The 25,303-nt window shown below is 59.4% G+C and carries 21 protein-coding genes and 2 pseudogenes; 11 read left to right on the forward strand and 12 right to left on the reverse strand.

Annotated elements, in window-relative coordinates:
• A pseudogene (locus PMI21_RS17470) lies at window positions 1-298 on the reverse strand (hypothetical protein); the annotation flags it as partial.
• A 380-nt stretch (window positions 299-678) separates the two neighbouring features.
• On the opposite strand from PMI21_RS17470, the gene PMI21_RS17465 reads away from it, so the two are divergent.
• The gene (locus PMI21_RS17465) at window positions 679-2,754 is read left to right on the forward strand and encodes an AsmA family protein (protein WP_007937071.1); all 2,076 of its coding nucleotides are present in this window, start codon (window positions 679-681) and stop codon (window positions 2,752-2,754) included.
• A 1-nt stretch (window position 2,755) separates the two neighbouring features.
• On the opposite strand, the gene PMI21_RS17460 is transcribed toward PMI21_RS17465, so the two are convergent.
• Window positions 2,756-3,688 (reverse strand): LysR substrate-binding domain-containing protein, encoded by a 933-nt coding sequence (locus PMI21_RS17460; protein ID WP_162130332.1) that lies wholly within the window; start codon window positions 3,686-3,688, stop codon window positions 2,756-2,758.
• A 109-nt stretch (window positions 3,689-3,797) separates the two neighbouring features.
• Here PMI21_RS17460 and PMI21_RS17455 point away from each other — a divergent pair, with 109 nt between their 5' ends.
• The 3 genes from PMI21_RS17455 (at window position 3,798) to PMI21_RS17445 (ending at window position 5,741) form a co-directional block, all read left to right on the forward strand.
• Window positions 3,798-4,436 carry an FMN-dependent NADH-azoreductase gene (locus PMI21_RS17455; protein ID WP_007937073.1) on the forward strand — a complete coding sequence of 213 codons (639 nt, stop codon included), beginning with the start codon at window positions 3,798-3,800 and terminating at the stop codon, window positions 4,434-4,436.
• The gene (locus PMI21_RS17450) at window positions 4,437-4,742 is read left to right on the forward strand and encodes a DMT family transporter (RefSeq protein ID WP_007937074.1); all 306 of its coding nucleotides are present in this window, start codon (window positions 4,437-4,439) and stop codon (window positions 4,740-4,742) included.
• A gap of 108 nt (window positions 4,743-4,850) precedes the next feature.
• Entirely contained in the window at window positions 4,851-5,741 is an 891-nt protein-coding gene (locus PMI21_RS17445; RefSeq protein ID WP_007937075.1) for an esterase/lipase family protein, read from the forward strand.
• Window positions 5,742-5,752: 11 nt separating this feature from the next.
• Here the strand turns inward: PMI21_RS17445 and PMI21_RS17440 are convergent, their stop codons facing one another.
• Entirely contained in the window at window positions 5,753-6,628 is an 876-nt protein-coding gene (locus PMI21_RS17440) for a DMT family transporter (protein WP_007937076.1), read from the reverse strand.
• A 98-nt stretch (window positions 6,629-6,726) separates the two neighbouring features.
• Here PMI21_RS17440 and PMI21_RS17435 point away from each other — a divergent pair, with 98 nt between their 5' ends.
• The 3 genes from PMI21_RS17435 to PMI21_RS17425 all read left to right on the forward strand — a co-directional run bounded on the left by PMI21_RS17435 (window position 6,727) and on the right by PMI21_RS17425 (window position 9,027).
• Entirely contained in the window at window positions 6,727-7,515 is a 789-nt protein-coding gene (locus PMI21_RS17435; RefSeq protein WP_007937077.1) for an AraC family transcriptional regulator, read from the forward strand.
• Between the two features lie 72 nt (window positions 7,516-7,587).
• Complete coding sequence (locus PMI21_RS17430) at window positions 7,588-7,893, forward strand: PsiF family protein (protein ID WP_007937078.1); 306 nt, start codon at window positions 7,588-7,590, stop codon at window positions 7,891-7,893.
• Window positions 7,894-8,013: 120 nt separating this feature from the next.
• Entirely contained in the window at window positions 8,014-9,027 is a 1,014-nt protein-coding gene (locus PMI21_RS17425) for an AI-2E family transporter (protein ID WP_007937079.1), read from the forward strand.
• A gap of 56 nt (window positions 9,028-9,083) precedes the next feature.
• Here PMI21_RS17425 and PMI21_RS17420 read toward each other — a convergent pair whose 3' ends face one another.
• Window positions 9,084-10,358, reverse strand: a complete 1,275-nt coding sequence (locus PMI21_RS17420; protein ID WP_007937081.1) for an Hsp70 family protein — start codon at window positions 10,356-10,358, stop codon at window positions 9,084-9,086.
• Window positions 10,359-10,654: 296 nt separating this feature from the next.
• Between PMI21_RS17420 and PMI21_RS17415 the strand changes: the two genes are divergently transcribed.
• The 3 genes from PMI21_RS17415 (at window position 10,655) to PMI21_RS17405 (ending at window position 13,695) form a co-directional block, all read left to right on the forward strand.
• Window positions 10,655-11,602 carry a DnaJ C-terminal domain-containing protein gene (locus PMI21_RS17415; protein ID WP_007937096.1) on the forward strand — a complete coding sequence of 316 codons (948 nt, stop codon included), beginning with the start codon at window positions 10,655-10,657 and terminating at the stop codon, window positions 11,600-11,602.
• Window positions 11,603-11,627: 25 nt separating this feature from the next.
• Entirely contained in the window at window positions 11,628-11,933 is a 306-nt protein-coding gene (locus PMI21_RS17410; RefSeq protein ID WP_007937105.1) for a chaperone modulator CbpM, read from the forward strand.
• 427 nt (window positions 11,934-12,360) lie between these two features.
• On the forward strand, window positions 12,361-13,695 hold the full coding sequence (locus PMI21_RS17405; RefSeq protein ID WP_007937115.1) for a hypothetical protein: 1,335 nt from the start codon (window positions 12,361-12,363) through the stop codon (window positions 13,693-13,695).
• A 64-nt stretch (window positions 13,696-13,759) separates the two neighbouring features.
• Here the strand turns inward: PMI21_RS17405 and PMI21_RS0128080 are convergent.
• A pseudogene (locus PMI21_RS0128080) lies at window positions 13,760-14,506 on the reverse strand (sensor histidine kinase).
• A gap of 241 nt (window positions 14,507-14,747) precedes the next feature.
• Between PMI21_RS0128080 and PMI21_RS17400 the strand changes: the two are divergent.
• Window positions 14,748-20,036, forward strand: a complete 5,289-nt coding sequence (locus tag PMI21_RS17400) for a dermonecrotic toxin domain-containing protein (RefSeq protein ID WP_007937130.1) — start codon at window positions 14,748-14,750, stop codon at window positions 20,034-20,036.
• 77 nt (window positions 20,037-20,113) lie between these two features.
• On the opposite strand, the gene ureC is transcribed toward PMI21_RS17400, so the two are convergent.
• From ureC to urtE, 7 genes are all read right to left on the reverse strand, one after another.
• Window positions 20,114-21,814, reverse strand: a complete 1,701-nt coding sequence (gene ureC / locus PMI21_RS17395) for an urease subunit alpha (RefSeq protein ID WP_007937134.1) — start codon at window positions 21,812-21,814, stop codon at window positions 20,114-20,116.
• Between the two features lie 157 nt (window positions 21,815-21,971).
• Window positions 21,972-22,277 carry an urease subunit beta gene (locus PMI21_RS17390; RefSeq protein WP_007937136.1) on the reverse strand — a complete coding sequence of 102 codons (306 nt, stop codon included), beginning with the start codon at window positions 22,275-22,277 and terminating at the stop codon, window positions 21,972-21,974.
• Window positions 22,277-22,810 carry a GNAT family N-acetyltransferase gene (locus PMI21_RS17385; protein WP_007937138.1) on the reverse strand — a complete coding sequence of 178 codons (534 nt, stop codon included), beginning with the start codon at window positions 22,808-22,810 and terminating at the stop codon, window positions 22,277-22,279. The genes PMI21_RS17390 and PMI21_RS17385 overlap by 1 nt, the downstream gene beginning before the upstream one ends.
• Window positions 22,811-22,816: 6 nt before the next feature.
• Window positions 22,817-23,350 (reverse strand): GNAT family N-acetyltransferase, encoded by a 534-nt coding sequence (locus PMI21_RS17380; protein WP_007937140.1) that lies wholly within the window; start codon window positions 23,348-23,350, stop codon window positions 22,817-22,819.
• Between the two features lie 7 nt (window positions 23,351-23,357).
• Window positions 23,358-23,660 (reverse strand): urease subunit gamma, encoded by a 303-nt coding sequence (ureA, locus tag PMI21_RS17375; protein WP_007937143.1) that lies wholly within the window; start codon window positions 23,658-23,660, stop codon window positions 23,358-23,360.
• Window positions 23,661-23,717: 57 nt separating this feature from the next.
• Window positions 23,718-24,557 (reverse strand): urease accessory protein UreD, encoded by an 840-nt coding sequence (locus tag PMI21_RS17370; RefSeq protein ID WP_007937146.1) that lies wholly within the window; start codon window positions 24,555-24,557, stop codon window positions 23,718-23,720.
• Window positions 24,558-24,587: 30 nt separating this feature from the next.
• Window positions 24,588-25,286 (reverse strand): urea ABC transporter ATP-binding subunit UrtE, encoded by a 699-nt coding sequence (gene urtE, locus PMI21_RS17365; RefSeq protein ID WP_007937147.1) that lies wholly within the window; start codon window positions 25,284-25,286, stop codon window positions 24,588-24,590.
• Between the last annotated feature and the right edge of the window lie 17 nt (window positions 25,287-25,303).

The raw sequence follows: 25,303 nt of genomic DNA on the forward strand, positions 1-25,303 counted from the left end.
GGGTTTGGCCTTGTGGGGTACGGTCGGTACCGTCAGCGGCCAGGGTTTGGCCTTGTGGAGTGCGGTCAGTACCGTCAGCGGCCAGGGTTTGGCCCTGTGGAGTGCGATCCGAACCATCCTGAGTGATCAGGCCTTTTTCTTTCAGGCGCTCGTTACCGTTGGCACCATCGGCAACGGTTTGGCTGAACACCGAGTGGCTGTCTTTGACTTGTGGAGTGGCCTGATCAGCAGCCGGCAGAGCAAAAGCGGTGCTGGCTAACATCGAGAGGGTCAGGCTAAGCAGTAATTCGCGTTTCATGATGGGTTGCTCCTTGGGAGGGCGATAAAGTGGGTACGAGGTCAATGCTACTCTCGATAAGTCGATATAAAAGTTCATAAACGCAATGGTAATAATCAACGGAATTGATTGTTTGGCCGAGCGGCTCTAGATCGGGCGTTTCCGGCGAACGGTTTTGCACTGAGGTGGGTATTTTCGACTCATTTTCGCCTTGCAAAAGTGCGGGGCCGGTAACGCTAAAAAGGGCGGGGGCGAGCCGGCTATTTACGTTCGAATCGGCCTTCGGGTTAAACCTGCGGGCCATTTTCCAGTCGTACATTTCATGGCAGGCCGGTTCTGGCCTAACGTTTCATCGGTGCGTCGCTGTCAGGGCGCTCAGTCGTATTCAGGAGCTCTGTGCAATGACGCGCACTCGTAAAATGCTTGCCTGGACCTCCGCCAGCCTCGTTGTGCTGCTGGCCGTCCTGGTGCTGCTCATCGCGTTCTTCGATTGGAACCGGATCAAACCGCCCCTTAACGCCAAAGTCTCCGAAGAACTGCATCGTCCATTCGCCATCAATGGCAACCTCACGGTGGTCTGGCAGCGCGAGCCCGACGAGGGCAGCTGGCGGGCCTGGGTGCCGTGGCCGCATGTGGTGGCCGAGGACCTGAGCCTGGGCAACCCGGACTGGTCGAAGCAACCGCAGATGGCCTCCCTCAAGCGCGTCGAACTGCGCATTTCGCCGCTGGCCTTGCTGACGCAGCGAGTAGTGATCCCGCGCATTGACCTGACCGAACCCAATGCCGACTTGCAGCGTCTGGCCGACGGCCGCGCCAACTGGACATTCAAGTTCGACCCCAAGGATCCGAACGCCGAGCCTTCAAACTGGGTGTTGGACATCGGAGCCATCGGCTTCGATAAGGGCCATGTCTTGCTCGATGACCAGAAGCTGAAAACCCAGCTCGATCTACTCATCGATCCACTAGGCAAACCGATTCCGTTCAGCGACATCGTCGGCGATAAAGCGGCAAAAAAAGCGATTGAAAAGGGCGGCTCGCCGCAGGATTACGCGTTTGGCTTGAAGGTCAAAGGGCAATACCACGGCCAGAATCTCGCCGGCCAAGGCAAGGTTGGCGGTCTATTGGCATTACAGGACGCCACCAAGCCGTTCCCGCTTCATGCGCAAATGAAGATTGCCGACACCAGCGTCGAACTGGCCGGCACGCTCACCGACCCATTGAACCTCGGCGCCCTGGATCTGCGCCTGAAACTGGCCGGTGCCAGCCTGGGCAATCTCTATCCGCTGATCGGCGTGACCCTGCCGGATACCCCGCCGTACGCCACGGATGGGCATTTGACCGCCAAGTTGCATGAGTCGGGCGGGGCGGTTTACCGCTATGAGGACTTCAACGGCAAGATCGGCGAGAGCGACATCCATGGCAACCTGGCTTATGTCGCGAGCCAACCGCGGCCCAAGCTCAGCGGAGCGGTGGAGTCCAATCAACTGTTGTTTGCCGACCTGGCCCCACTGATCGGCGCCGACTCCAACGCCAAGCAAAAGGCCCGCGGCGGTGAAAGCAAGCAGCCGGCAGACAAGATACTGCCGGTCGAGGAATTCAAGACCGAGCGCTGGCGCGATATGGACGCTGACGTTGAGTTCACTGGCAAGCGCATCGTCCACAGCGAAAAACTGCCGTTCAACGACCTCTACACCCATTTGGTGCTGACCGATGGTGTGCTCAGTCTCGAGCCCCTGCGTTTCGGCGTGGCTGGCGGCAATCTGGATGCGCAGGTTCGTCTGAACGGGCGCGCCGAGCCATTGGAAGGCCGGGCCAAACTGACCGCGCGCAAGTTCAAGCTCAAACAGTTGTTCCCCTCCATTGAACGGATGAAAACCAGTTTCGGTGAGCTCAATGGTGACGCCGACCTTACCGGTCGTGGCAACTCGGTGGCCAAGCTGTTGGGCACCGCCGACGGCAATTTGAAGATGCTGATCAATGACGGCGCGATCAGTCGCGAGTTGATGGAGCTGGCGGGGCTCAACGTCGGCAACTATGTGGTCGGGAAAATCTTTGGCGACAAGGAAGTGAAGATCAACTGCGCGGCGGCCAATTTCGACATCAAGTCTGGTTTGGCGACCACGCAGTTGTTCGTCTTCGATACCGAGAACGCGATCGTCTATATCGATGGCACCGCGAACATGGCAACCGAGCAATTGGACCTGACCATCACCCCGGAATCCAAGGGCTGGCGCTTGATTTCGTTGCGTTCGCCACTGTATGTGCGGGGCAAGTTCATCAAGCCGGATGCGGGGGTCAAACCAGTGCCGCTGATGCTGCGCGGGGCCGGGATGGTGGCGCTGGGTGTGATTGCCGCGCCGGCGGCGGGTTTGCTGGCGCTGATCGCGCCAAGCGCTGGCGAGCCGAATCAATGTGCGCCGTTGCTGGAGCAAATGAAGGCGGGCAAGGCGCCGGTGACGGTCAAGCCCACCCGGTAGATCAAAAGATCGCAGGCTGCGATCTTGGCAATAGACCAGACAATCGAGCCTCCTCCTGCAACCACGCAAAAAACGCCCGCACCGGCGGATGCCGTTCGCGCCCTGGTACGCACAGTGCGCTGTATCCGGCCCCGTCGACCTGAATCTCACCCCGGTAAGGCAGCAACAGACCGATAGCCACACTCTCCGACACCAGAATATTGCTCGCCAGCACCAAACCTTGCCCGGCGATGGCGGCTTGCAGGGCGTAATGTTCTTCGTCGTATTCACGCGCCGCTGGCTGCCCGGTCAGCCAGGTTTCGCCGGACTGCGCACACCAGGCCTCCCAGCCGTGGGCATACAGTTTGGAGTTGTGCCAGCGCACGCTGATCAGGGTCGGCGCCCGACTGGTTGCCAGGGCCACTTGTTCAGGCGAGCCATAAACCCCGAAGGATTCATCAAACAGGCACAACCCATACAGGTTCGGATAATCGTCGAGGCTGTAACGCAGCACCAGATCGACGCTGGCGTCCTGATGCAAATCGATGACTTCGCAGTGAGTGTCCAGCCGCACGCTGATGTGCGGATGCCGGGCATAAAACCGTCCCAGCCGTGGCACCAGCCAAAGGGCGGCGAAAGCGGCGGTGGTGGAGATCGTCAGGCTCGTGCCGCTGCGTTGCGGGCGCAAGGTATCGACGCTCTGCGCCACTTCCAGCAGCGCGCCGTGCAGGCTGCGGAACAGGCGTTCACCGCACTCGGTGAGGCGCACCTGGCGTGGCAGGCGTTCGAACAGCGGCACGCCGAGCCAGTTTTCCAGGGCGCGGATCTGGTGGGAAACCGCCGTCGGCGTCACGGACAGCTCTTCGGCGGCAGCCTTGAAACTCAGCAGGCGCGAGGCGGATTCGAAGGCCCGCAGGGCGGTCAACGGCAACGAGGCAAACATTGAAAACTCCATGGATGAAATGGATTCATCCTGACTGATTTTTGCTCATTTGAAGGCAGGCGGCTGCGCGCTTCAAGCTGCAAGCACAAGCCGTTTCAGTTTAGCCCTTAAGGAGATTCAGATGAGCAGAATTCTTGCCATTCACGCCAGCCCCCGTGGTGAACGCTCTCATTCGCGGCGGTTGGCCGAGGTGTTTCTTTCAGCCTGGCAGGTCCGCAACCCACAGTCGCATTTGACCCGCCGTGAAGTCGGCCGGGCGTTGATCCCGGCCGTCAACGAAGCGTTCGTAGCGGCTGCTTTTCATCCGGAGCCTCAAGCGCGACCGCTGTCGATGCAGGCCGACCTGGCACTCAGCGATGAGTTGGTGGGGGAGTTGTTCGGCCATGATCTGTTGGTGATTTCCACGCCGATGTACAACTTCAGCGTGCCCAGTGGCCTCAAAGCCTGGATCGACCAGATTGTGCGGCTCGGGCTGACGTTCAATCACACCCTGGACAACGGCATCGCGCAGTACGAGCCGCTGGTGCGGGGCAAGAAGGCGTTGATCGTCACCAGTCGCGGCGGGTTTGGCTTCGGCCCCGGTGGTGAGCTTGAAGCGATGAACCATGCCGATCCGTTTTTGCGCACGGCACTGGGGTTCATCGGCATCACTGACGTCACAGTCGTCGCCGCCGAGGGCGAAGAGTCCGCCGAGCGCACCTTCCAGGTTTCTGTGGCCGAGGCCGAGCAGCGTTTGCAGGCGCTGGCCAGGGAGTTCTAGATGGCCTGGCTGTTCTTGCTGATCGCCGCCGGGTTCGAAGTCACCTTCGCCATGGGCATGAAGTACGCCGAAGGCTTCACCCGGCTCTGGCCTTCGGTGATGACGGTGATAGCTGCAGTGGGCGGGATTTACTTCCTGACGCTGGCCATGCGTGAACTACCGGTGAGCATCGCCTACCCGATCTGGACCGCCATCGGTTCACTGGGCACGGTGTTTCTCGGCTTTGCGCTGCTCGGCGAAAGCCTGACCGCGCTCAAGCTGGTGTCGGTCGGGCTGATTGTGGCGGGCGTGGTGGGGTTGAAGTAGGGTGGATGTCATAGACTGGTCGTCGAGTTGTCATCTTGGGTGGCGATGCTTGGCTGAGGCCTTGCATCCAGCCTAGCTTCATCTCACCGACCACAAGGATGTTCATCCATGTCGCAAGGCTCCGCCACGCGTTACCCGTTGGTGCTGGTTCCGGGGATGCTCGGGTTTATCCGTCTGCTGCTCTATCCGTACTGGTTCGGGATCATTTCGGCGTTGCGCCGGGATGGGGCGACCGTGATTGCAGTGCAGGTCTCGCCGCTCAATTCAACCGAGGTGCGCGGTGAACAATTGCTGGCACGGATCGAGGAAATTTTGCGCGACACCGGGGCCGAGAAGGTCAACCTGATCGGCCACAGCCAGGGCTCGCTGACCGCCCGTTATGCCGCAGCCAAACGCCCGGACCAGGTCGCTTCGGTGACCTCGGTGGCCGGACCGAATCACGGTTCGGAACTGGCGGACTACCTGCACACCCATTATCCGGCGGATAGCGCCAAGTGCCGGCTGCTCAGTTTTTTGCTGTGGCTGATCAGCGCCTTGATGTGCCTGTTGGAAACCGGTTATCGCGGGCCAAGGCTGCCGGTGGATATCCCGGCTTCGCATCAGTCGCTGACCACGGCAGGCGTGGCGCTGTTCAATCAGCGTTATCCACAGGGGCTGCCTGACACTTGGGGCGGGCACGGCCCGGAAATGGTCAATGGCGTGCGCTATTACTCCTGGTCCGGGACTTTGCAGCCGGGCAAGACCGATCGCGGCTGCAACCTGTTCGACGGCACCAACCGCAGTTGCCGGTTGTTTGCCAGAACCTTCGTGCGTGAAGCGGGGCATTGCGACGGGATGGTCGGGCGTTACAGCTCGCATCTCGGGACGGTGATTGGCGATCAATACCCGATGGATCACTTCGATATCGTCAACCAATCGCTGGGGCTGGTGGGCAAGGGGGCAGAGCCGGTGCGGTTGTTTGTCGAGCATGCGGCGCGGTTGAAAGCTGTCGGGTTATAAGATCTTTTGATCTATTTACGGCCCAACACACTGGTCCAGCGCTCGGAAAGAATCACCCCACCCAACGTCAACACCCCACCCACCAGGTGATACAGCGCCAACTGCTCATACAGCACCACCGCCGCAATCAGCGCGGTGATCAACGGCAGCAGGTTGAAAAACAGCGTGGTCCGGCTTGGGCCCAGGCGCACCACGGCCTGCATCCACGCCAGCGGCGCAAGCATCGAGGCCAGCAGGCAGGCGTAAAGCACCAGCGGAATGTTATGCAGGGTCGGGCCGATTTTCGGTGAGGCGAGGAACAACGGAAACAGCACCACCACTGCGACCATCACCTGCAAATACAGCAACACCAGCGGCGGCAAGCGCAGCTGCCATTTTTTCAGCAAGGTGCTGTAAACCGCATAAGCCAGCGTGGCGATCAGCATCATCGCGTCGCCCAGGTTCACCCCGTGCTCCAGCAACGCGCCAAGGCTGCCGGACGACACCACCACCAACACGCCGGCAAACGACAATACCGCACCAGCCAGGGCACCGGCGGTCAGGCGTTGGCCGAGGCTGAGCATCGCCATGGCCAGCGACATCAACGGCATCAGCGACAAAATGATCCCCATGTTGGTGGCCGACGTCAGCGTCGCGGCGAAGTAAGCCAGGCTCTGATAAACCGCCATGCCGAGCACGCCGAGGATGAAAATTTTGCCCAGGTTCGGGCGTATTGCCGGCCAATGGGTTATCACCGGTTTAAGCATGAAAGGCGTGAACAGAATCCCGGCCAGCAGCCAGCGGTAGAAGCCGATTTCGGCGGGGAAGATTACGCCCACCGCGAGTTTGTTGATCACGGTGTTGCCGGCCCAAATGAAAATGGCCAGCAGGGGATAAGCGTATTGCATCGGGAAAAAGCCAAAACGTTAATGAGGGGTGATTATCCGTCTGTCTGGATGCAAGCCTATACTGCGATCCAGACAACCTGCCTCTGATTCCGGACAGCATGAACAGTAAACACATCGACCTGCTGGACTTCAGCGAACTGCCGTCGGCGGTGTATTTCCGCTACGCCGACTTCAACGCCCACGAATACGCCGCGCCTCACCGGCATCCGTGGGGCACGCTGGAGTACGCAGCCCATGGTGTGCTGCACATGGATGTCGATGGCAGCCGTTTCATGTCGCCGCCGCAATACGCGATGTGGGTGCCGCCCGGGACCGAGCACAGTTTTTATAGCAATCAGCCGATCAACTATCGCGCGGTCTGCCTGGCGCCGACGCTGTGTCACGATTTGCCGCAGCAGGCCTGTACCTTGGCGATCAGCGACATCCTCAAGGCGATCCTGAAAGACTTCGCCGCCCGCGATGTGAAAATTCCCGAGCACGACGCGGACCGGCGTCTGGCTCAAGTGCTGGTGGACCAACTGCAACAGGCGCCCATGCATGAGTGCTATTTGCCCTACGCCAGCAGTCCCGGGTTACTCGGCATCCTTGAGTCATTACAGGCCGAGCCTGGGGATAACCGACCGCTGGCGTATTGGGCCGGGCAGATTCACGTCAGCGAACGCACGTTGGCCCGGCAGTTTGTTCGCGAGTTGGGCATGAGTTTCGGTGAGTGGCGGCAACGGTTGCGGTTTCTGGCGGCGATCGAAGCGCTGGACAGCCACCGCAGCGTTCAGGAAATCGCCTTCGACATGGGTTACAGCACCGGCTCGGCGTTTATCGCGATGTTTCAGCGCCAGGCCGGGTGTACGCCGGAACAGTATCGGCGCGGCCACCTCGATAGCAGGTGAACGTGTAACAGGCTTTGTCTACACTCCAGAGCGAGGCCGTACCCATCGGTGCGGTAACAAGGAGAAAACTCCATGAAGATGTTGCGTGTCCCGTTGTTGATGATCGGTCTGCTGCTCTGCTCTCAGGGTTTCGCCGCCACCGCCCAGCAGAACAAAATGACCACCTGCAATGCCGATGCTACCGCCAAGAGCCTTAAAGGCGACGAGCGCAAAGCCTTCATGAGCACCTGCCTCAAAGCCGCGCCGGCCGCCGATGCCGCCAAACCCCTGACTCCTCAGCAAGAAAAAATGAAAACCTGCAACGCCGATGCCGCCACCAAAGCCCTCAAGGGCGATGCGCGCAAAGCGTTCATGAGCGAGTGTCTGAAGAAAAAATAAACATCTTCTCCTGTAGGAGCGAGCGGTGCGGCGATCCTACAGGTTATGCACAATCCCTAGTGCTGGCATCCGAACGCTGGCAGACTGCCAATCCTTTTACGTCGTTCGTTTTGAGGCTGTATGTCAGCGTTTTCTCAGCGTCAGGTCTTGTTGCTCATCAGTTGGGTCATCATCTTTGGCGGTTTGCTGCTGGTGATCCCTCTGCGATTGCTGCCCAGCCTGCTGGCCGGGTTGTTGGTGTTCGAACTGGTCAACATGCTCACGCCGCAATTGCAACGGCTGATCGAAGGCCGCCGTGCGCGCTGGTTGGCGGTGGCATTGCTGGGGACATTGGTGGTCAGTGTGCTGGCGCTGATCTTCGCCGGTGCGATCAGTTTCCTGCTGCACGAGGCGGAAAACCCCGGTGCTTCCCTCGACAAATTCATGGGCGTGGTCGACCGCGCACGCGGGCAGCTGCCGCCGTTCATCGACGCTTATTTGCCGGCCAGTGCCGCCGAGTTCCGGGTGGCCATCGGCGAGTGGATGAGCAAGCACTTGAGCGACTTGCAACTGGTGGGCAAGGACGCGGCGCACATGTTCGTGACGCTGCTGATCGGCATGGTGCTGGGGGCGATCATCGCCTTGCAGCGCGTGCCGGACCTGACCAAGCGCAAGCCCTTGGCTGCGGCGCTGTTCGACCGCTTGCACCTGTTGGTCCAGGCGTTTCGCAACATCGTATTCGCGCAGATCAAGATTTCGCTGCTCAACACCTTTTTCACCGGGATTTTCCTCGCGGTGATCCTGCCGATGTTCGGGATCAAGCTGCCGTTGACCAAAACCCTGATCGTGCTGACCTTCCTGCTCGGCTTGTTGCCGGTGATCGGCAACCTGATGTCGAACACTCTGATCACCATCGTCGGCCTGTCGCTGTCGATCTGGGTGGCGGTGGCGGCACTGGGGTATCTGATTTTTATCCACAAGCTCGAATACTTCCTCAACGCGCGCATCGTCGGCGGGCAGATCAGTGCCAAGTCGTGGGAGTTGTTGCTGGCGATGCTGGTATTCGAGGCCGCGTTCGGCCTGCCGGGGGTGGTGGCGGGGCCGATTTATTACGCGTACCTGAAGAGTGAGTTGAAGCAGGTGGGGATGGTGTAACCCCACCCGATCGTTCCCACGCAGAGCGTGGGAACGATCATTAACAGGATCTCGGATCAGGCCAAAGTGCCGTAACGCTTCATCGCCTCAATTGCCAACCCGCTGCCAATGCTGCCGAAGATGTTCCCCTCAACATGCTGCGCCTTCGGCAACATCGCCGAGACGCTGTTGCGCAGCGCCGGAATCCCGCTCGAACCGCCAGTGAAGAACACCGTATCCACCTGATCGACCCGCACATTGGCGTCGTTCAGCAATTGGGTCACGCTGTTGCGCACCCGCTCCAGCAAGTTGTCGATGGCTGATTCGAACAGCGCACGAGTCAGTTCCACACTCAAACCGGACTCGATGCGATCCAGCGGTACATGGCGGCTGTCGGCGTGGGTCAGCTGGATTTTGGTTTCTTCCACTTCCATCGCCAGCCAGTGCCCGGCGCGCTGGTCGATCAGTTTGAACAGGCGATCGATGCCGCCGGTGTCTTCAATGTCGTAACGCATGCTGCCCAGGGCCAGGGTCGATTTCTGCGAGTACACCGAGTTGATGGTGTGCCAGGTCGCCAGGTTCATGTGATGGCTGGTGGGCATGTAGGCGCCGCTCTTCATGCGGCTGCCGTAGCCGAACAGCGGCATCAGGCCCTGCAGGCTCAGCTGCTTGTCGAAATCGGTCCCGCCGATGTGCACGCCGCCGGTAGCGAGAATGTCGTCGTGACGGTTGTCGTGGCCACGTCGCTCAGGGGACAGGCGCACCAGGGAGAAGTCGGACGTACCACCACCGATGTCCACAATCAGGACAAGCTCTTCCTTTTCGATGGTCGACTCGTAGTCGAACGCCGCAGCGATCGGCTCGTACTGGAACGAGACTTCCTTGAAGCCGATGGCGCGGGCCACGTCCACCAGGGTGTTCTCGGCTTCCTGGTCGGCCAGTTCGTCGTCATCGACGAAAAACACCGGACGGCCCAGCACCACTTCCTCGAACTCCCGACCGGCGGCGGCTTCGGCACGCTTCTTCAATTGGCCGATGAACAACCCGAGCAGGTCCTTGAACGGCATCGCCGTGCCGAGGACGCTGGTGTCGTGCTTGATCAGCTTGGAACCCAGCAGGCTCTTGAGCGAGCGCATCAGCCGGCCTTCGTAACCTTCCAGGTATTCGTGCAGCGCCAGCCGGCCGTATACCGGGCGGCGTTCTTCCATGTTGAAGAAGACCACCGAGGGCAGGGTGATCTTGTCGTCCTCCAGCGCGATCAGCGTTTCCATGCCGGGGCGCAGCCAGCCGACGGTGGAGTTGGACGTGCCGAAGTCGATACCACAGGCACGGGCTGGAGATGCGTTTTTCATGTCTTTCAAGTTCCGGTTAAAAAACGGCCGCGCAGTGTATGTCAGTGCGGCGCAGATTCGAAGGCCGACTATCTGTTAAATCACATTGATCTGCGCTTGAAAGATGCGTCATCACCCCCAAACTTCCCTGCATAGGTTTGGCAATCCTTGGGCGACAGCAAGAACTGCGCCCTGTTGCCGATAAACTTCTGATGCGCTGCCCGGTCACAAAATTGAGATCGGTCAATCAAGACGCTGCAAACAAGAGCATGCTGTGCCGAGCGGCGCGATTTCGATAATGGATGGTGATTCCCTCGATGGACTTCAAAGACTATTACAAGATTCTCGGTGTGGAGCCGACCGCGGACGATAAGGCGATCAAGGCCGCCTATCGAAAGCTGGCGCGCAAATACCACCCCGATGTCAGCAAGGAAAAGGACGCCGAGGCCAAGTTCAAGGACGCGTCCGAAGCCTATGAAGCGCTGAAAAGCGCCGACAAGCGCGCCGAATACGACGACTTGCGCAAATACGGTCACCACGGCCAGCCCTTCCAGGGCCCGCCGGGTTGGCAGAGCCGTGGTGGTTTCGGTGGTGGTGGGCAGGACACGGGCGATTTCTCGGACTTCTTCAGTTCGATCTTCGGCAACCGTGGTCCGGGTTTCGGTGGTGGTGGACGGTCGGGCCATAGCGCCGGTCGTCGAGGGCAAGACGTGGAAATGGAATTACCGGTTTTTCTGGAAGAAACCCTGTCGACCGAATCGAAGAAGGTCAGCTTCCAGGTGCCGCAGTACAACGCTGCCGGCCAGCATGTCAGCAACACCAGCAAAAGCCTGAACGTGAAGATCCCGGCCGGCGTGACCGACGGCGAGCGCATCCGCCTCAAGGGCCAGGGCGCTCCGGGCATCGGTGGCGGGGCCAATGGCGACCTGTACCTGACCATTCGTTTTGCGCCGCACCCCAAATTCGACGTCGAAGGCGAGAACCTGATCATCACCTTGCCGCTGGCACCGTGGGAGCTGGCGCTGGGGACTGAAGTCGCGGTGCCGACCCTGACCGGCAAGATCAACCTCAAGGTGCCGGCCGGCAGCCAGAATGGCCAGCGCATGCGCGCCAAGGGCCATGGCCTGCTGCACAAGGCCGGTCACCGCGGCTACCTGTTCGTGCAGCTCAAGGCGGTGATGCCGAAAAAACTCGACCATGACGTCAAGGCGTTGTGGGAGGAGTTGGCGAAAAAAGCCGCTTTCGATCCGCGAGAGAATTTTTGATTCCGAGATAAGGAGGAGCCCAATCATGAGCGACCCCGTGATCGTTCAATTGGACCTGGCAGAATTCTGTGAGGCGACCGAGTTGTCGGACGTGCATGTGATCGAGATCGTCGAACACGGCATCCTCGAACCACAGGGGACAGAGCCCAAGGATTGGCGTTTCACCGACTATGAACTGGTATTGGCCAAGCGCGCCGCCAAGCTGCGGCGCGACCTGGAGCTGGAATGGGAAGGCGTCGCCCTGGCACTGGACCTGCTTGACGAGGTCCAGCAACTGCGGGCCGAGAACCGCATGCTCAAGCAGCGGTTGGGGCGGCTGGTGGTCGAGTAACGCGAAACATTCATTCAATAAAAGTCGCAGCTGACGTACCTGAGGACAGGTATGTTACTGATCGGCTATGCGCTTTTGCGGATAGGTCACAGTTATGAATACTGGCAATGACGCCAAGTGTCCCTTCTGGATTCCGTTCGTGGGTGAGGAGGGGGCAACGATTCAGGGATGAAAAACCATGTCACCAAAACCGCCTGTCAAAGGCAAAAAAGGTACGGGCGCAGGCGATATAAACACTCGTCCGATGCAGCCATCAAGCGAGCCTGCACCGAGTCCTACTGTACCCCATGTCGACTTCGGCCCGTCAATCGGGGCGCATCCGCGAAACCCCGCGGGACGGCGCCGAATACCGGGGGGAATCGAGCCAGGTGAAATCCCGCCAGCGCCGACAATATCAATTAGCGAAATACCTATAGGGTCTGTGCCGGTGCCGGATCACACGCATCGCCCGCTGCAGCATTACCGGATTACCGCTCGTGCCCGACTTCCGGAGTCCGATGCACAAGGTTTCAGGACGTTCAAAGGGCGGCGGTTTGTCGATGTCCCCGGCGGCCTCGTACACGTCGGAACGGACCCGCAAACAGGTCAGTACCGGGCCAAATTGCTAAGTGAGCTGACACCTTCCGGGCCGGTGCTGGTGCGCGATTCCGACCTCAAGCTCTGGTACCCGCTGGATGACGCCGGCCCCAGCCGCTTTCGGTCGGCCGCCCCCCGCACGGATGCCTTGTCGGCCATGAATACGGCGTCTCCTCTACGAATGTCCGCTGCGCAAGCAATCGAATTCGATGGAGGACACTATTTTATTGCCGGGTTTCCTGATGCAGGTGACGGACAGCACTACCTGTTGAGAATAATCGATCCGGATAATTCGTCCGAGCTCGTCAGCAGTGGAATCATTGCCGGATCGGATGACAATGGCGTCTGGCGTCGCAACAATATGCCAGAAAAGCTGATGTCGGAGTTGTCCGATGACGAGTTTCATCTGGCTTCAGAATCGATGCCGGTGAAGTCCTTTACCCCTGCGGAACTCGAGGTCATGCGGCGCGAAGAGCCTTACTTGGCTAAAAACAATCGACTGGGAACCTACAATCGCGCAAACAATGGAAAGTACCCACTCAGGGATCTGCGGGGTAGACCCGTACGTATTCGAACACTTGAGACCAAAGTCACACTCTCCGACGGTCGTCAATACACCTCGGAACAGATCAAGCCTTACATTAAGTTTGAAGGGTATGAAGATGTCGCCAGGTTATACGAAGAAAAACTGGAGTTGCGCCTGTTCACCGAGGCGGATGTAAAAGTGCCGGGAGAAAAGGCCTTGATAGGTCAATCCATGGTGGTTGCCAATAAGCGCATCGCCGAAGGTGAAATCGTTGGCGTTTATGGAGGAACACTTCGCGCCGGCAGATACCTTGACTTCGAGGAGGAAACGTTCTCCATGCTCGCCGGTATCAACCTCAAGTATGGTGAAGGACAGTTCGAGCAAGAGCGGATCGCTGTCGTGGGGGACACTATCGTTTCCAGAATCAATACCAACTTCGAATACGACGCTGCCGCGAAACCGATACGCCAGGCGGCGGCTGGCTATAACGTTGATAACATTCCATTTCAATGTGAAGCTGATCTGCAATTGGGCGACAAACTGGTCAGGAGGCAATATAGCTTGAATGCGATGTTTGCAACTGCTGATATCCCCGCGGGTACGGAGTTACGTTTGAATTATCGATATTCAGAGGATGAAATCGCGCGGAAATTTCCGTAAGCGCCGGGCTAGTCAAGGATGGGTAACCTCCATCAGTTGCGGCAAAACCAAAAGCCTGGCGATGCTAAGCAGCTGGCGCGTTTTTAGTTAACGTCACCGTAAACAACGTGCCATCTGCCTCGCTCGACGTTACCTCTATCGTGTCCTGATGGGCATCGACCACTTCCTTGACGATAAACAACCCCAGGCCAAAGCTGGTGGAGGGCTGGCCGAGTTCCTCGTAGGCACTGCGCACCAGCGGATCGAAAATAGTGACGATCGCTTCGGCCGGAATCGGCACGCCGTCGTTGTGCACGGTGAGCCGAACGCTGTCCTCTTCACCCCGGAGTGTCAGGATTGCCAGGAAGATGTCCCGGGAATGATTGACCTGCTCGGCATAGGCGGTGGTCGATTCGGCCAGGGCTTCGTCGATGGCTTCGTTGACGCGGATCATGTCCTGGAAATAGGCGATGTCGGGGGATTCCAGGCTATTGACCTACAAGCGGATCACGCAGGCGCGCAAATGGCGAAATTCGCTGGTCATCTGCACTAGGTCAGCGCCTACGGTATGGCGCAGCTCACCATGGCTGGCGCCGGCCTCGTCCATGCTCGGAGTTTTTTCCAGACCTTCGCCTTTGGCCTTGGCAATCTGTTCGCTGGAGGTTTGCGCGGTGGTCATGTCTCGTGCCGAGGCCAACAAAATGGCCTTGGCGTGATCGCGCAAGGCGGCCCTGTCCATGTGCTCGGCCGCCGGGGTAATGGTTTTGGCGAATTGCTCCCATTCATCGACGATACGGTCCACGTGTTGCCTGATGAATTCGGGTAGGCGTATGTCCGGTTTCCTGGTGGGACGTCTGGCGCACCTTACCCCCCCTTTGTGCTTCGCTAAAAACTACCGTTGCGCGGTGGGGCCCTCTATTCGGCAGTGTTCGGGTGGTAATTACTTATTTTTCAGATTCTGAAATCGAATGCGATCTTGATGTATTGCTGATTTCTGAGCTGTTTTTTGATCTTTTGTTTTTGTCGCCAACCCATAGTCTGGTCGTTCCTTTCATCGCATAAGGATTTGCGAAATGAACGAGCTTTCGGGCACTGCGACGTTGCAAACAATGACCGGGGTTGTAGGTGAAGAAGGAGAGCACAATGTTTATCGTGATTATCTTCTGAGCAAACTGCCCTCGCCGATAAAAGATGCACCCGCCTCACGCCTTGTTTCAATTGCCCATTCGGAACCGGATTTTCCTGAATGGTATTTGAATTCAAGGGCCATCGATCGCCAGTACCTCAAGGAGTTGATCGACGAGCGCTGGCGCCTCCAGGGTCCATTGGACGATACGCTGGAGGATGTGCAACAAGACATTCATGCCTTTGCCGAACCCTTGCTTGTTCAAGCATTGAAAGAGCAATTGAATCTGGAGCTGGACGTCAATACGACGCTGATTCGGCTGTATATCCCGGCCAAACTGGGTATTGGCATCGATACCAATGCCAGTCGACTCAGAGAGTCCACATTGCTGGAAGCTGCGTTGCACAATTTTGAACAACCCGAAACGCAGGAGGGCGCGTTTCGTGACGGTTCCGGCATCTTCATCAAGGATGACGAGAACCAACTTCAGCGGCAGGCACTGACGGTCGAAAGATTTGCTGTCTTGTGTCGGACGCTTGATATCGGTGCGCAATATCAGCGGCACATCAAGGCATTGCTGGCACCTGAGGCAGTCGCGGCCAAAGCGACAGTGGTGCGGCAATGCACGGCCAGTGAAAAAGCCGCCTTCAACGAATCGGCGCTTATCGCTTATCTGAAAAAAGACATCACTTCCTATGGCTACGGGAAACTTCGGCAGATTCGTGACAATGAACAAGGCGTTTTGATGGGGCGTCGTCCCTTGCAATGTCATCGGCTGTCGATCATGGGTTTCAGGCTGTCCGGTATTGTGTTGTTCAGTGCGGTGGCAGACCCTTCAAAAATCAAAAGAGTTTACGACGCTCTGATTCCACGGCATCAACGAACGATGCTGGAATGGTCGCGCCGTCTGACACTGCTCCCGGGACAGGAGTTTGAACAGTTCAAGTTGCTCGAGGCGTTTTTCGCCAATGGCCCCAGTGGTCTCGTCGACGCCATGCTGCAACGCAATGATGTTTATCAACAAAGCCGTCTCGAGGGGACGTTGATTGCGTATATACCCGATGATCCTGAGCACCCCTTCAAAGAGTACGAGTCCTTCACTGATTTCATGAAGGAACTGACGAGCCAGTTGCGCTCGCCGAGCTATCAACAGTTTTTCAGCCGTTTCGTGGCGCAAAAAGACAAGGGCAAGTTTTTTGCCCGGGTTCGCGAGCGTCTCTCGACGTTCACCTGGACACAGCGTGAACCATTGAACATGGGACCCTGGTGGCGAGAAACCGCGGTCGAAAATGCCGATGCAGAGCCTGTCACGAATATCATTTCCGGCGATCTCTGGCCGCAAATGGGCCTGTGGCGCAGGGAAAAAGCGATTGCAGATGCGCGGCAAATCGCCGTGCCGACTGGCGATGAAGACGCCACCACCCGTTGGAATCGCCTGAGCAGTTACCTGAACATCGGCTGGAACGTGTTCAACTTTGGCGCCATGCTGGTTCCCGGCCTGGGCGAAGCGATGCTGGCTGTCATGGTCGGGCAGATGCTCTTCGAAACCATGGAAGGCATCGAAGACTGGAGTAAGGGAGACAAGGAGGAAGGGGCGGCCCATCTTACTGGTGTCATGATCAATTTCGCCCAGTTGGCCATCATGGCGGCCGGGCATGTCCTGCCCTCCGGTGCGGCTGCGTCCGTCAAACCATCGGCTTTTATCGACCGGTTGAAAAAGGTTGAGCTGCCGGACGGCAAGACGCGCCTCTGGAACCCGGACCTTTCGCCCTACGCGCATGACGTGGCATTGCCCAATGAGGCGAAGCCAAACGAGCTGGGTCTGTACCGGCACAGTGGAAAAGACATCCTCAAGCATGAAAACAAACACTTCGAAGTCATAAACGATCCTCTCACCGGCCAGCCACGCTTGCGTCACCCGAACCGGCCACAGGCTTATCAACCGACACTGGAGCACAACGGTGCCGGCGTGTGGAAGACAGAACTCGACCGCCCCCTCGAGTGGGACAAAACCACACTCATGCGGCGCATGGGGCCGACGGTCGAGGGTTTTTCCGATGGCACGCTGGAGCAGATTCGTCTCGTCAGTGGACTGGAGGAGGACCAATTACGCAGGTTGCACGTCGTTGGCGATCCGCCGCCAGCGCTGCTGACCGATACCATCGAACGCTTCAAGAGCTGGGCTGATGTGCAAAAGCTGCCCGAGCAGATAAGGCTCAATGAGGTTGCGCAAGCGTTCGTCGAGCAGGTGCCCCGGTTGCTGGTTGAACTGCCGGGATGGCCCGAGCAAAAAAGCATCGAGCTTGTTGACGGTGCCGGACACGGGGAGCGCTCGATAAAGTTTGGCAACGTCGATGCGTTGCCGGCCAACACGCTGAAGGTAAGCCGTGCCGAGGTCCGTGCAGGAAAACTGCCGGGGCTTGCCGTGAAGTTTGCGAACGAGACCGACATCCACGCGATGCTCGGGCAGGGCATTTCCACTGACGAGCAAATCCGCATCGATGCCTTGAAAAATCAGCTTGCCGAGCGGGCAGGCAATCGGCCCGGGCCTCTGTTTGACGCGCTTGATCGTCGTTTGCAACAGACCGACAACCCACAAGTGCTGGTGCTCCAGGACGCGTTCAGTGGGCTTCCCACTGCCATAGCCCGGGAGCTGCTGGCCGACATCAAGCCGCAAGACCTGCCCAATATCACCGAGCCGTCGTGCATCCCCCTGCGGCTCAGAGAACGTGCGCGCGCCGCCCTGCAGGCGATACGAACCGCGCGCGCTTATGAAGGGCTCTTTCTCGATTCGGCGTTCAGTGTGGACACCGAGCGGTTGGCGTTGCGCTCGTTGCAAGCATTGCCCAACTGGCCGGAAAACGTTCGGATCGAAATCCGTGAAGACTCATTCGACGGGCCGTTGCACGACAGCGTCGGCCCGGCAGATGCCACCCACCGCAGAATCCTGGTCAGCGAGGACGGTCAGTATCAGGCACGCGATGCTGACGATCTTCATTTGCATGGCGCCGATAACCTTTACGCTTCGGTGTTGCATGCCCTGCCTGACGCCGAACGAAACGCGCTGGGGTATCACATCAATCAAGGCATCACGCTCAAACACGCGATTCATAAGGCGCCGTTGCCACGCGATACGTTCAGCGCCCTTCTCGCGGAAAACCCTGTACGCAAACCGACGTACGATCCCGCCACGATGCGACTGCGTGGCGGCATGCGTGGGGTTTCTCAAGGGGGGCGTCAAGTCACCGGGCCGATGACGCTGCAAGAGCGGGTTCGTGTCGTCCGTCCCGGATGGACGGAGGCCGAAGCCCAGGCTTATCTGCAGGCGGGTGGCAGCGAAGTGAGTCTGGAGCAGAGGGCGAGCGCACTCGAAGCGGAATTCAATCGGCTCAACGCCAATTTTCAACGCTGGTTGAAATCGCCAACCGAAGCGTACGGCTTCATGCCTGCCGGCATCGCCGAATGGCAGTCCAGAAATGCGTTATACAAAGCTGTCAGGGAGTGCTGGCAGCAAATCGGGTTGCGCGATGTGGATTCGTTTGGCGATCTGCGTGGCGTTGTGCTCGACCTGGAAAACATGCCGCTGGGGCGTCATCTGGGCACCATGCCCGCACTGGAAGGTAATTTCGATCACGTCACACGCCTGAATTTGAACCTGACCGAACTGACCGACGCGCACATTTCCTTCCTCGATCATTTCCCCCGTTTGCGTTCGCTCAACGTCAATGGCAATTCGCTCACAAGGTTTCCTCGGGCCATTGGCCGAATGCGCACGCTGGCGGAGCTGAACATGCGAGGAAACCGGATTGTGCTGGATGCGCCGGCGATCGCTGACCTGCGCAACCTGACACGCCTTGAGATCCTGGACCTGCTCGGTAATCCGTTGGGGCAAGTCCCGGATATTGGCAGCATGAGAATCTTGCATACGCTGATCCTGACGGACACCGGCGTTCATACCTGGCCGGATGGGTTGTTCGCACAGCCTCGGTTCCGGCATTTTTTCCTGGACATGCAGCGCAACGAAATCACCCAGATACCGACAGTGCCCCGTGGCTCCGCCCAGGCAGAGCTGCTGGCGCGTACCGTATTGAACCGGGAGCCGCAGTGGTTGGCGCAGGCCAATTTGCAGACGCTCAGGGACTACATCGAGTCCGTCGGCATGGATCCTGATCGACCGTATCCGCCGCGCGGTGTGCGCGACAGCCTCGACTGGGAGTCGGGTATGACACGGCCAGAGTGGGTGGCGAAACAAGAGGTCTGGAACAGCGTCGAGGATGAGGTCGGTTCGGTCGGGTTTTTCAATGAGATTCGTAAACTCACCGAATCGGGGCATTTCAAGCACGACCCTGCGTTCCGTGTCGACATGACCGCCAAGGTCTGGCGAATGCTCGAGGCGATGTCCAAAAACACCGGGCTGCGGCAAAAACTGTTCACCCTGACCACCGTGCCCACGGCGTGCGTCGATGCTGGCGCGCAGCTGTTCAATGCCATGGGGATGGAGGTGCTGATTCATGAGGCTTATGAGCTGGCAAGTCCCGCGTTGGTGGAGAGTGAGCTGGTGTCGCTGGCGCGGGGCAAGTCACGCCTGGATGAACTGAGCCGGATTGCCCGCAAAACGATCTCCGAGCGCGAGGCGATGGGCGAGGAGTTCAGGCGGGTGAATGCCACGGGCGAGGTGACAGGCACGATTGATGAGGTTGAAGTTCACCTGGCGTTCATGACGGATCTTGCAGACCGGCTGGACCTGCCCTGGCAGTCTCGAAACATGCAGTTCAGAGGGATTGCCGGCGTGACGTCAGGGATGATCGAGTCTGCGTACCGACGTGTGCTGGACCTTGAGGAAGGTGAACTGCTCGGTGATTTGCTCGTCGAGCAACCGTTCTGGTCATCCTATGTCGAGGGTTCCAACCGAAGTGCTTTCAAAGGCTTCAGACGTCGGATCGATGCCACGACAGCGTTCTACATGGCGTTGGACGAGCGCGCGACCGACACGACGCTTTCCCTTGAGCAAAAGGCTCGGTTGAAGGAAGAACTCCGGGTGCTCGGCGCTGAACTTAACAAACCGGAAAGCACGTTTGCGCCAGGACGCGTCATGACCGAAGAGGACTATGCCGCTGAGTTGAATGCAATCGACGAAGACAAAAAAGCGTTACTCAAGACCCTCTCGCAGCAGGCGATCGATCGGGCAAAACTGCAAAGGGTGGAAGCCCCCTTTACCGTACAACCGAATAGCTGATTGCTGTTGCCATTCGCAGGGGCCTGGCATGCCAGGCCCCTGCGATTTCGATTCGGTGTGTCAGGCCGATCGAGCGATCAAAACAGGAAGTAACGCTGGGCCATCGGCAGTACATCCGCAGGTTCACACCACAGCAGAACGCCGTCAGCCTTGACTTGATACGTCTGCGGATCGACGTCGATGTCCGGCAGGTAATCGTTGTGGATCAAGTCGGTTTTCTGCACATCGCGGCAGCCTTTGACCACAGCGATCTTTTTCTTCAAACCCAATGCTTGCGGCAACCCCGCCTCCTGCGCCGCCTGACTGATAAACGTCAGGCTGGTGGCGTGCAGCGAGCCGCCGTAACTGGCGAACATCGGGCGGTAGTGCACCGGTTGCGGCGTTGGAATGGAAGCATTGGCATCGCCCATCAGGCTGGCCGCAATGGCACCGCCCTTGAGGATCAGCGTCGGTTTGACCCCAAAGAACGCCGGGCGCCAGAGCACCAGATCCGCCCACTTGCCCACTTCGACCGAGCCCACTTCGTGGCTGATGCCATGGGTGATCGCCGGGTTGATGGTGTACTTGGCGATGTAGCGTTTGGCGCGGAAGTTGTCGTTGCCTTCACCGTCCTGGGGGAGCGCGCCACGCTGTTTTTTCATTTTGTCGGCGGTCTGCCAGGTGCGCGTGATGACTTCGCCGACCCGGCCCATGGCCTGGCTGTCGGAGCTGATCATCGAGAAGGCGCCGAGGTCGTGCAGGATGTCTTCGGCGGCAATGGTTTCGCGGCGGATGCGGCTTTCGGCGAAGGCCACGTCTTCGGCAATGCTCGGGTCCAGGTGGTGGCAGACCATCAGCATGTCGAGGTGTTCGTCGATGGTGTTGCGGGTGAATGGCCGGGTCGGGTTGGTCGAGCTGGGCAGCACGTTGGCGAAACCGCAGGCTTTGATGATGTCCGGCGCATGACCGCCGCCCGCACCTTCGGTGTGATAGGTGTGGATGGTGCGGCCCTTGAACGCGGCAAGGGTGGTTTCGACGAAGCCGGATTCGTTGAGGGTGTCGGTGTGAATCGCCACTTGCACGTCGTACTGGTCGGCCACGCTCAGGCAGTTGTCGATGCTCGCCGGGGTGGTGCCCCAGTCTTCGTGCAGCTTGAGGCCGATGGCGCCGGCCTTGACCTGCTCGATCAACGGTTCCGGCAGGCTGGCGTTGCCCTTGCCGGTGAGGCCGATGTTCATCGGGAACGCATCGGCGGCCTGGAGCATGCGCGCCAGGTGCCACGGTCCTGAAGTACATGTGGTGGCGTTGGTGCCGGTGGCCGGCCCGGTGCCGCCGCCGATCATAGTGGTGACGCCGCTCATCAGCGCTTCTTCGATCTGCTGCGGGCAGATGAAGTGGATGTGGGTGTCGATGCCGCCGGCGGTGAGGATCATGCCTTCACCGGCGATGACTTCGGTGCTGGCGCCGACGGCGATGGTGACGTTGGGCTGGATGTCCGGGTTGCCGGCCTTGCCGATGGCAGCGATGCGCCCGTCTTTCAGGCCGACGTCAGCCTTGACGATGCCCCAGTGGTCGATGATCAGCGCGTTGGTGATCAGGGTGTCGACCACATCGCGTGCCAGTAACTGGCTCTGGCCCTGGCCGTCGCGAATGACCTTGCCGCCGCCGAATTTCACTTCTTCGCCGTAGGTGGTGAAGTCCTGTTCCACTTCGATCCACAGCTCGGTGTCGGCCAGGCGGACCTTGTCGCCGACGGTGGGGCCGAACATGTCGGCGTAGGCCTGACGGGAAATTTTCATTGGAATTCCTTGCACAAATTGATCGTTCCCACGTCGAGGCGTCGAACCGTCTGCGTGGGAATGCCGCCATGGACGCTCTGCGTCCGCCGTTATGTGACGCGGAGCGTCACGGGATGCATTCCCACGGGGACCGTGGGAACGATCAGTCACCATGAAATTAAAGGTCGCCCATGATCCTGCCGGCAAACCCGAACACCCGGCGATGCCCGGCCAGGTCCACCAGCTCAACCTCGCGGCTCTGCCCAGGTTCAAAGCGCACCGCGGTGCCGGCGGGGATGTTCAGGCGCATGCCGCGGCTGGCGGCGCGGTCGAAGGTCAGCGCGTCGTTGGTTTCGAAGAAGTGATAATGCGAGCCGACCTGGATCGGCCGGTCGCCGCTGTTGGCCACCTTCAGGCTGAGAGTGCGTCGGCCCACGTTAAGCTCGATGTCGCCGGACTGGATCTGGTACTCACCGGGAATCATCACTGGGCTCCTTGGAGAATCTTGTAGTAGAGGGCAGTCGGTTTGTAGCGCCCGTCCGGGTCGCAGGCGTAGTCCGGGATTTCGCCGGCACGGGTGTAACCCAGGGCCTTGTAGAAGTCTTCGGCGGGGGAGCCGGCCTCGGTGTCGAGGTAGAGCATGCCGCGCTTGTGCTGGCGGGCCGTCAGCTCAAGGGCATTCATCAACTGCTGGCCCAGGCCGCGACGACGGGCGTTTTCACGCACCAGCAGTTTTTGCACTTCGGCGCGATTGAGCCCATTGGCTTTCTGGCACAGCGTCAGTTGCACGCTGGCCTGCACCTGTTCGTCCTTGACCACCACCCACAGCAGCACGTTGCCTTTGTTCAGGTTCTCCTGGACGTCATCGAAATAAGTCCGGGCCTGGGTGGCGTCCAGATCCGCCATGAAGCCGACGCTGGCGCCATAACCGACGGCATCGAGCAGCAGATCAATCAAACCCTGACGATAGTGCGCAAAGCTTTCAACGTTGACACGGCGCAGTTGGGCGGCGTTCATGGGGTATCACTCCTTGTGGGGACCAGGTGGCATTGCGCCCGGGTCGAGGATCAGTTGCATGAAGGTCAGGTCCAGCCAGCGGCCGAACTTGGTACCCACCTGCGGCATTTGGCCGGTGACGACGAAACCGGCCCGCTCGTGCAGCCGGATCGAGGCGCCGTTACCGCTTTCGATGGCGGCGACCATTACGTGTTTGTTGCAGGTTTTGGCGCGCTCGATCAGCGCGTCCATCAGTCGCGGCCCGAGGCCATTGCCGCGCTGGTCGTTGCGCACGTACACCGAGTGCTCGACCGTGTGGCGGAACCCGTCGAACGGCCGCCAGTCACCGAATGAAGCGTAGCCGAGTACGCTGTCGTCGCCGTCGACGATCACCAACACTGGGTAGCCCTGGGCTTGCCGGGCGCTGAACCAGGCCTGGCGGTTGTCCAGGTCCACGGTCTTATCGTTCCAGATCGCCGTGGTGTTGAGCACGGCGTCGTTGTAGATATCGCGGATCGCCGGCAGGTCGGCGAGCAGCGCATCGCGGATGTGGTAAGTCATGGCGGCCTCAGGCGATCGGTTGGTGAACGGTGACCAGTTTGGTGCCGTCCGGGAACGTCGCCTCGACCTGGATCTCCGGGATCATTTCCGGGATGCCTTCCATCACTTGTTCGCGGCTGAGCAGGGTGGTGCCGTAGTGCATCAGCTCGGCCACGGTCTGGCCGTCACGCGCGCCTTCGAGCAGCGCCGCGGAAATATAGGCCATGGCCTCCGGGTAATTGAGTTTCACGCCGCGAGCCAAACGCCGCTCGGCCACGAGGCCGGCGGTGAAGATCAACAGCTTGTCTTTTTCGCGTGGGGTCAGGTCCATCGTAGAAATCCATAATCGGCAGTTAAAAAATCTTGAATCGTGCAGGGTGGATCGTATTCAGGTGGCCCATATTCTGGGTGGTACGGCTTCGCGGCCAAGCAACGCAGGCCTGAGCAAACGCCACAAATCGATCAGCCAACCACGCGCCAACAGCGCCTCACTGGCCAGGCACCGAGCAACCAAAAGCCCCGGCAACTGTGTCAGATCCCCGTGCACCTCATTGGGCAGCGAGCGGCACTTCTCCAGCAATTCGCTATCAATTTCCCCGGTCACCAGCAACGTTGCAAACACCGGTTGCCCATCCAGCCCGATCGGTGAATCGAGCAAACCGTCAGCCCCGACAATGCGCTGGCGTTCGTGCCAGAGCAACTGGCCGTCGCGGCGGATGTCCAGGTGGGCCTGAAAGTGCCCGAGGTCGAAACGCTCGCCACTGGCCGGGCGTCCCAACGCCACCACGTCCCAGTAGAACAGCCGGGCATCGCCCTCAAGATCAATGCTCGTGCTGAGTTCAGCCTGAGCGGCGCTGAAGATAATCGTCTCTTGCGGCAGCCACTCCAACGTAGCACCGGCGCCAACGCGCAAATCGAGTTTCTGATAAGCCGGCCCGGCCGCGCGATACCACTTGGCAGCGCCGGGGCTGGTGATTTGCGCCCAGGCGTGCGTGCCGACGCTGGCCGAGATGTCCAGCCGATCACCGCCGGCAATCCCGCCCGGCGGGTGGACGATGATGTGCTGACACACCTCGGGGCCTTCGGCATACAGGTGCTTTTGCACCCGCAGCGGGCCTTTGTGGCGGCGTTGCACCGGGCGCGTGCTGGCGCCGAAACGGGCATAGGCCAGCTCCAGCTCGGCATGCCAGCTCGGGGTAAACAGCGCAGTGGGGAGAGGTAAATTCATATCGTCTAATTATCGTCAGAAGGCTGCAGGTTAGATCGTAACCAGTCCACGCACACCTTCGGCTTCCATATTTTCGCCACGACCCTGCTGGACGATCTCGCCCCGGGACATCACCAGGTACTGATCGGCCAGCTCGGCAGCGAAATCGTAGAACTGCTCCACCAGCAAAATCGCCATATCGCCGCGTGCTGCGAGCTTTTTGATCACGGCGCCGATTTCCTTGATCACCGACGGCTGGATGCCTTCGGTGGGTTCGTCGAGAATCAGCAGCCGTGGACGACTGGCCAATGCCCTGCCGATCGCCAGTTGCTGTTGCTGCCCCCCGGACAAGTCACCGCCACGCCGTTGCTTCATTTGCAGCAGCACCGGGAACAACTCGTAGATGAATGCCGGGACTTCCTTGGCTTCGGAGCCGGGGAACCGCGACAGGCCCATCAGCAGGTTTTCTTCCACGGTCAGCCGGCCGAAAATTTCCCGGCCCTGAGGCACGTAAGCGATACCGGCATGCACCCGTTGGTGCGGCTTGAACGTGGTGATCGGTTGGCCTTCCCAGTTCACCGCGCCTTCTTTGGCCGGCAGCAAACCCATCAGGCATTTGAGCAAGGTGGTCTTGCCCACGCCGTTGCGCCCGAGCAGGCAAGTGACTTCGCCGACCTTCACCTCAAACGTCAGGCCCCGCAGGATGTGGCTACCGCCGTAGTACTGGTGCAGCTTGTCGACTTGCAGCATCTTCAAATTCCCCCCTG

The sequence above is a fragment of the Pseudomonas sp. GM18 genome, from assembly GCF_000282195.1.
In the GTDB taxonomy this organism is placed as follows: Bacteria; Pseudomonadota; Gammaproteobacteria; order Pseudomonadales; family Pseudomonadaceae; genus Aquipseudomonas.

Bases quoted from the DNA above. Each gene is read 5' to 3' on its own strand.
- PMI21_RS17465 (WP_007937071.1), top strand. From the start codon at position 679: ATGACGCGCACTCGTAAAATGCTTGCCTGGACCTCCGCCAGCCTCGTT.
- PMI21_RS17460 (WP_162130332.1), bottom strand. From the start codon at position 3,688: ATGGAGTTTTCAATGTTTGCCTCGTTGCCGTTGACCGCCCTGCGGGCC.
- PMI21_RS17455 (WP_007937073.1), top strand. From the start codon at position 3,798: ATGAGCAGAATTCTTGCCATTCACGCCAGCCCCCGTGGTGAACGCTCT.
- PMI21_RS17450 (WP_007937074.1), top strand. From the start codon at position 4,437: ATGGCCTGGCTGTTCTTGCTGATCGCCGCCGGGTTCGAAGTCACCTTC.
- PMI21_RS17445 (WP_007937075.1), top strand. From the start codon at position 4,851: ATGTCGCAAGGCTCCGCCACGCGTTACCCGTTGGTGCTGGTTCCGGGG.
- PMI21_RS17440 (WP_007937076.1), bottom strand. From the start codon at position 6,628: ATGCAATACGCTTATCCCCTGCTGGCCATTTTCATTTGGGCCGGCAAC.
- PMI21_RS17435 (WP_007937077.1), top strand. From the start codon at position 6,727: ATGAACAGTAAACACATCGACCTGCTGGACTTCAGCGAACTGCCGTCG.
- PMI21_RS17430 (WP_007937078.1), top strand. From the start codon at position 7,588: ATGAAGATGTTGCGTGTCCCGTTGTTGATGATCGGTCTGCTGCTCTGC.
- PMI21_RS17425 (WP_007937079.1), top strand. From the start codon at position 8,014: ATGTCAGCGTTTTCTCAGCGTCAGGTCTTGTTGCTCATCAGTTGGGTC.
- PMI21_RS17420 (WP_007937081.1), bottom strand. From the start codon at position 10,358: ATGAAAAACGCATCTCCAGCCCGTGCCTGTGGTATCGACTTCGGCACG.
- PMI21_RS17415 (WP_007937096.1), top strand. From the start codon at position 10,655: ATGGACTTCAAAGACTATTACAAGATTCTCGGTGTGGAGCCGACCGCG.
- PMI21_RS17410 (WP_007937105.1), top strand. From the start codon at position 11,628: ATGAGCGACCCCGTGATCGTTCAATTGGACCTGGCAGAATTCTGTGAG.
- PMI21_RS17400 (WP_007937130.1), top strand. From the start codon at position 14,748: ATGAACGAGCTTTCGGGCACTGCGACGTTGCAAACAATGACCGGGGTT.
- ureC (WP_007937134.1), bottom strand. From the start codon at position 21,814: ATGAAAATTTCCCGTCAGGCCTACGCCGACATGTTCGGCCCCACCGTC.
- PMI21_RS17390 (WP_007937136.1), bottom strand. From the start codon at position 22,277: ATGATTCCCGGTGAGTACCAGATCCAGTCCGGCGACATCGAGCTTAAC.
- PMI21_RS17385 (WP_007937138.1), bottom strand. From the start codon at position 22,810: ATGAACGCCGCCCAACTGCGCCGTGTCAACGTTGAAAGCTTTGCGCAC.
- PMI21_RS17380 (WP_007937140.1), bottom strand. From the start codon at position 23,350: ATGACTTACCACATCCGCGATGCGCTGCTCGCCGACCTGCCGGCGATC.
- ureA (WP_007937143.1), bottom strand. From the start codon at position 23,660: ATGGACCTGACCCCACGCGAAAAAGACAAGCTGTTGATCTTCACCGCC.
- PMI21_RS17370 (WP_007937146.1), bottom strand. From the start codon at position 24,557: ATGAATTTACCTCTCCCCACTGCGCTGTTTACCCCGAGCTGGCATGCC.
- urtE (WP_007937147.1), bottom strand. From the start codon at position 25,286: ATGCTGCAAGTCGACAAGCTGCACCAGTACTACGGCGGTAGCCACATC.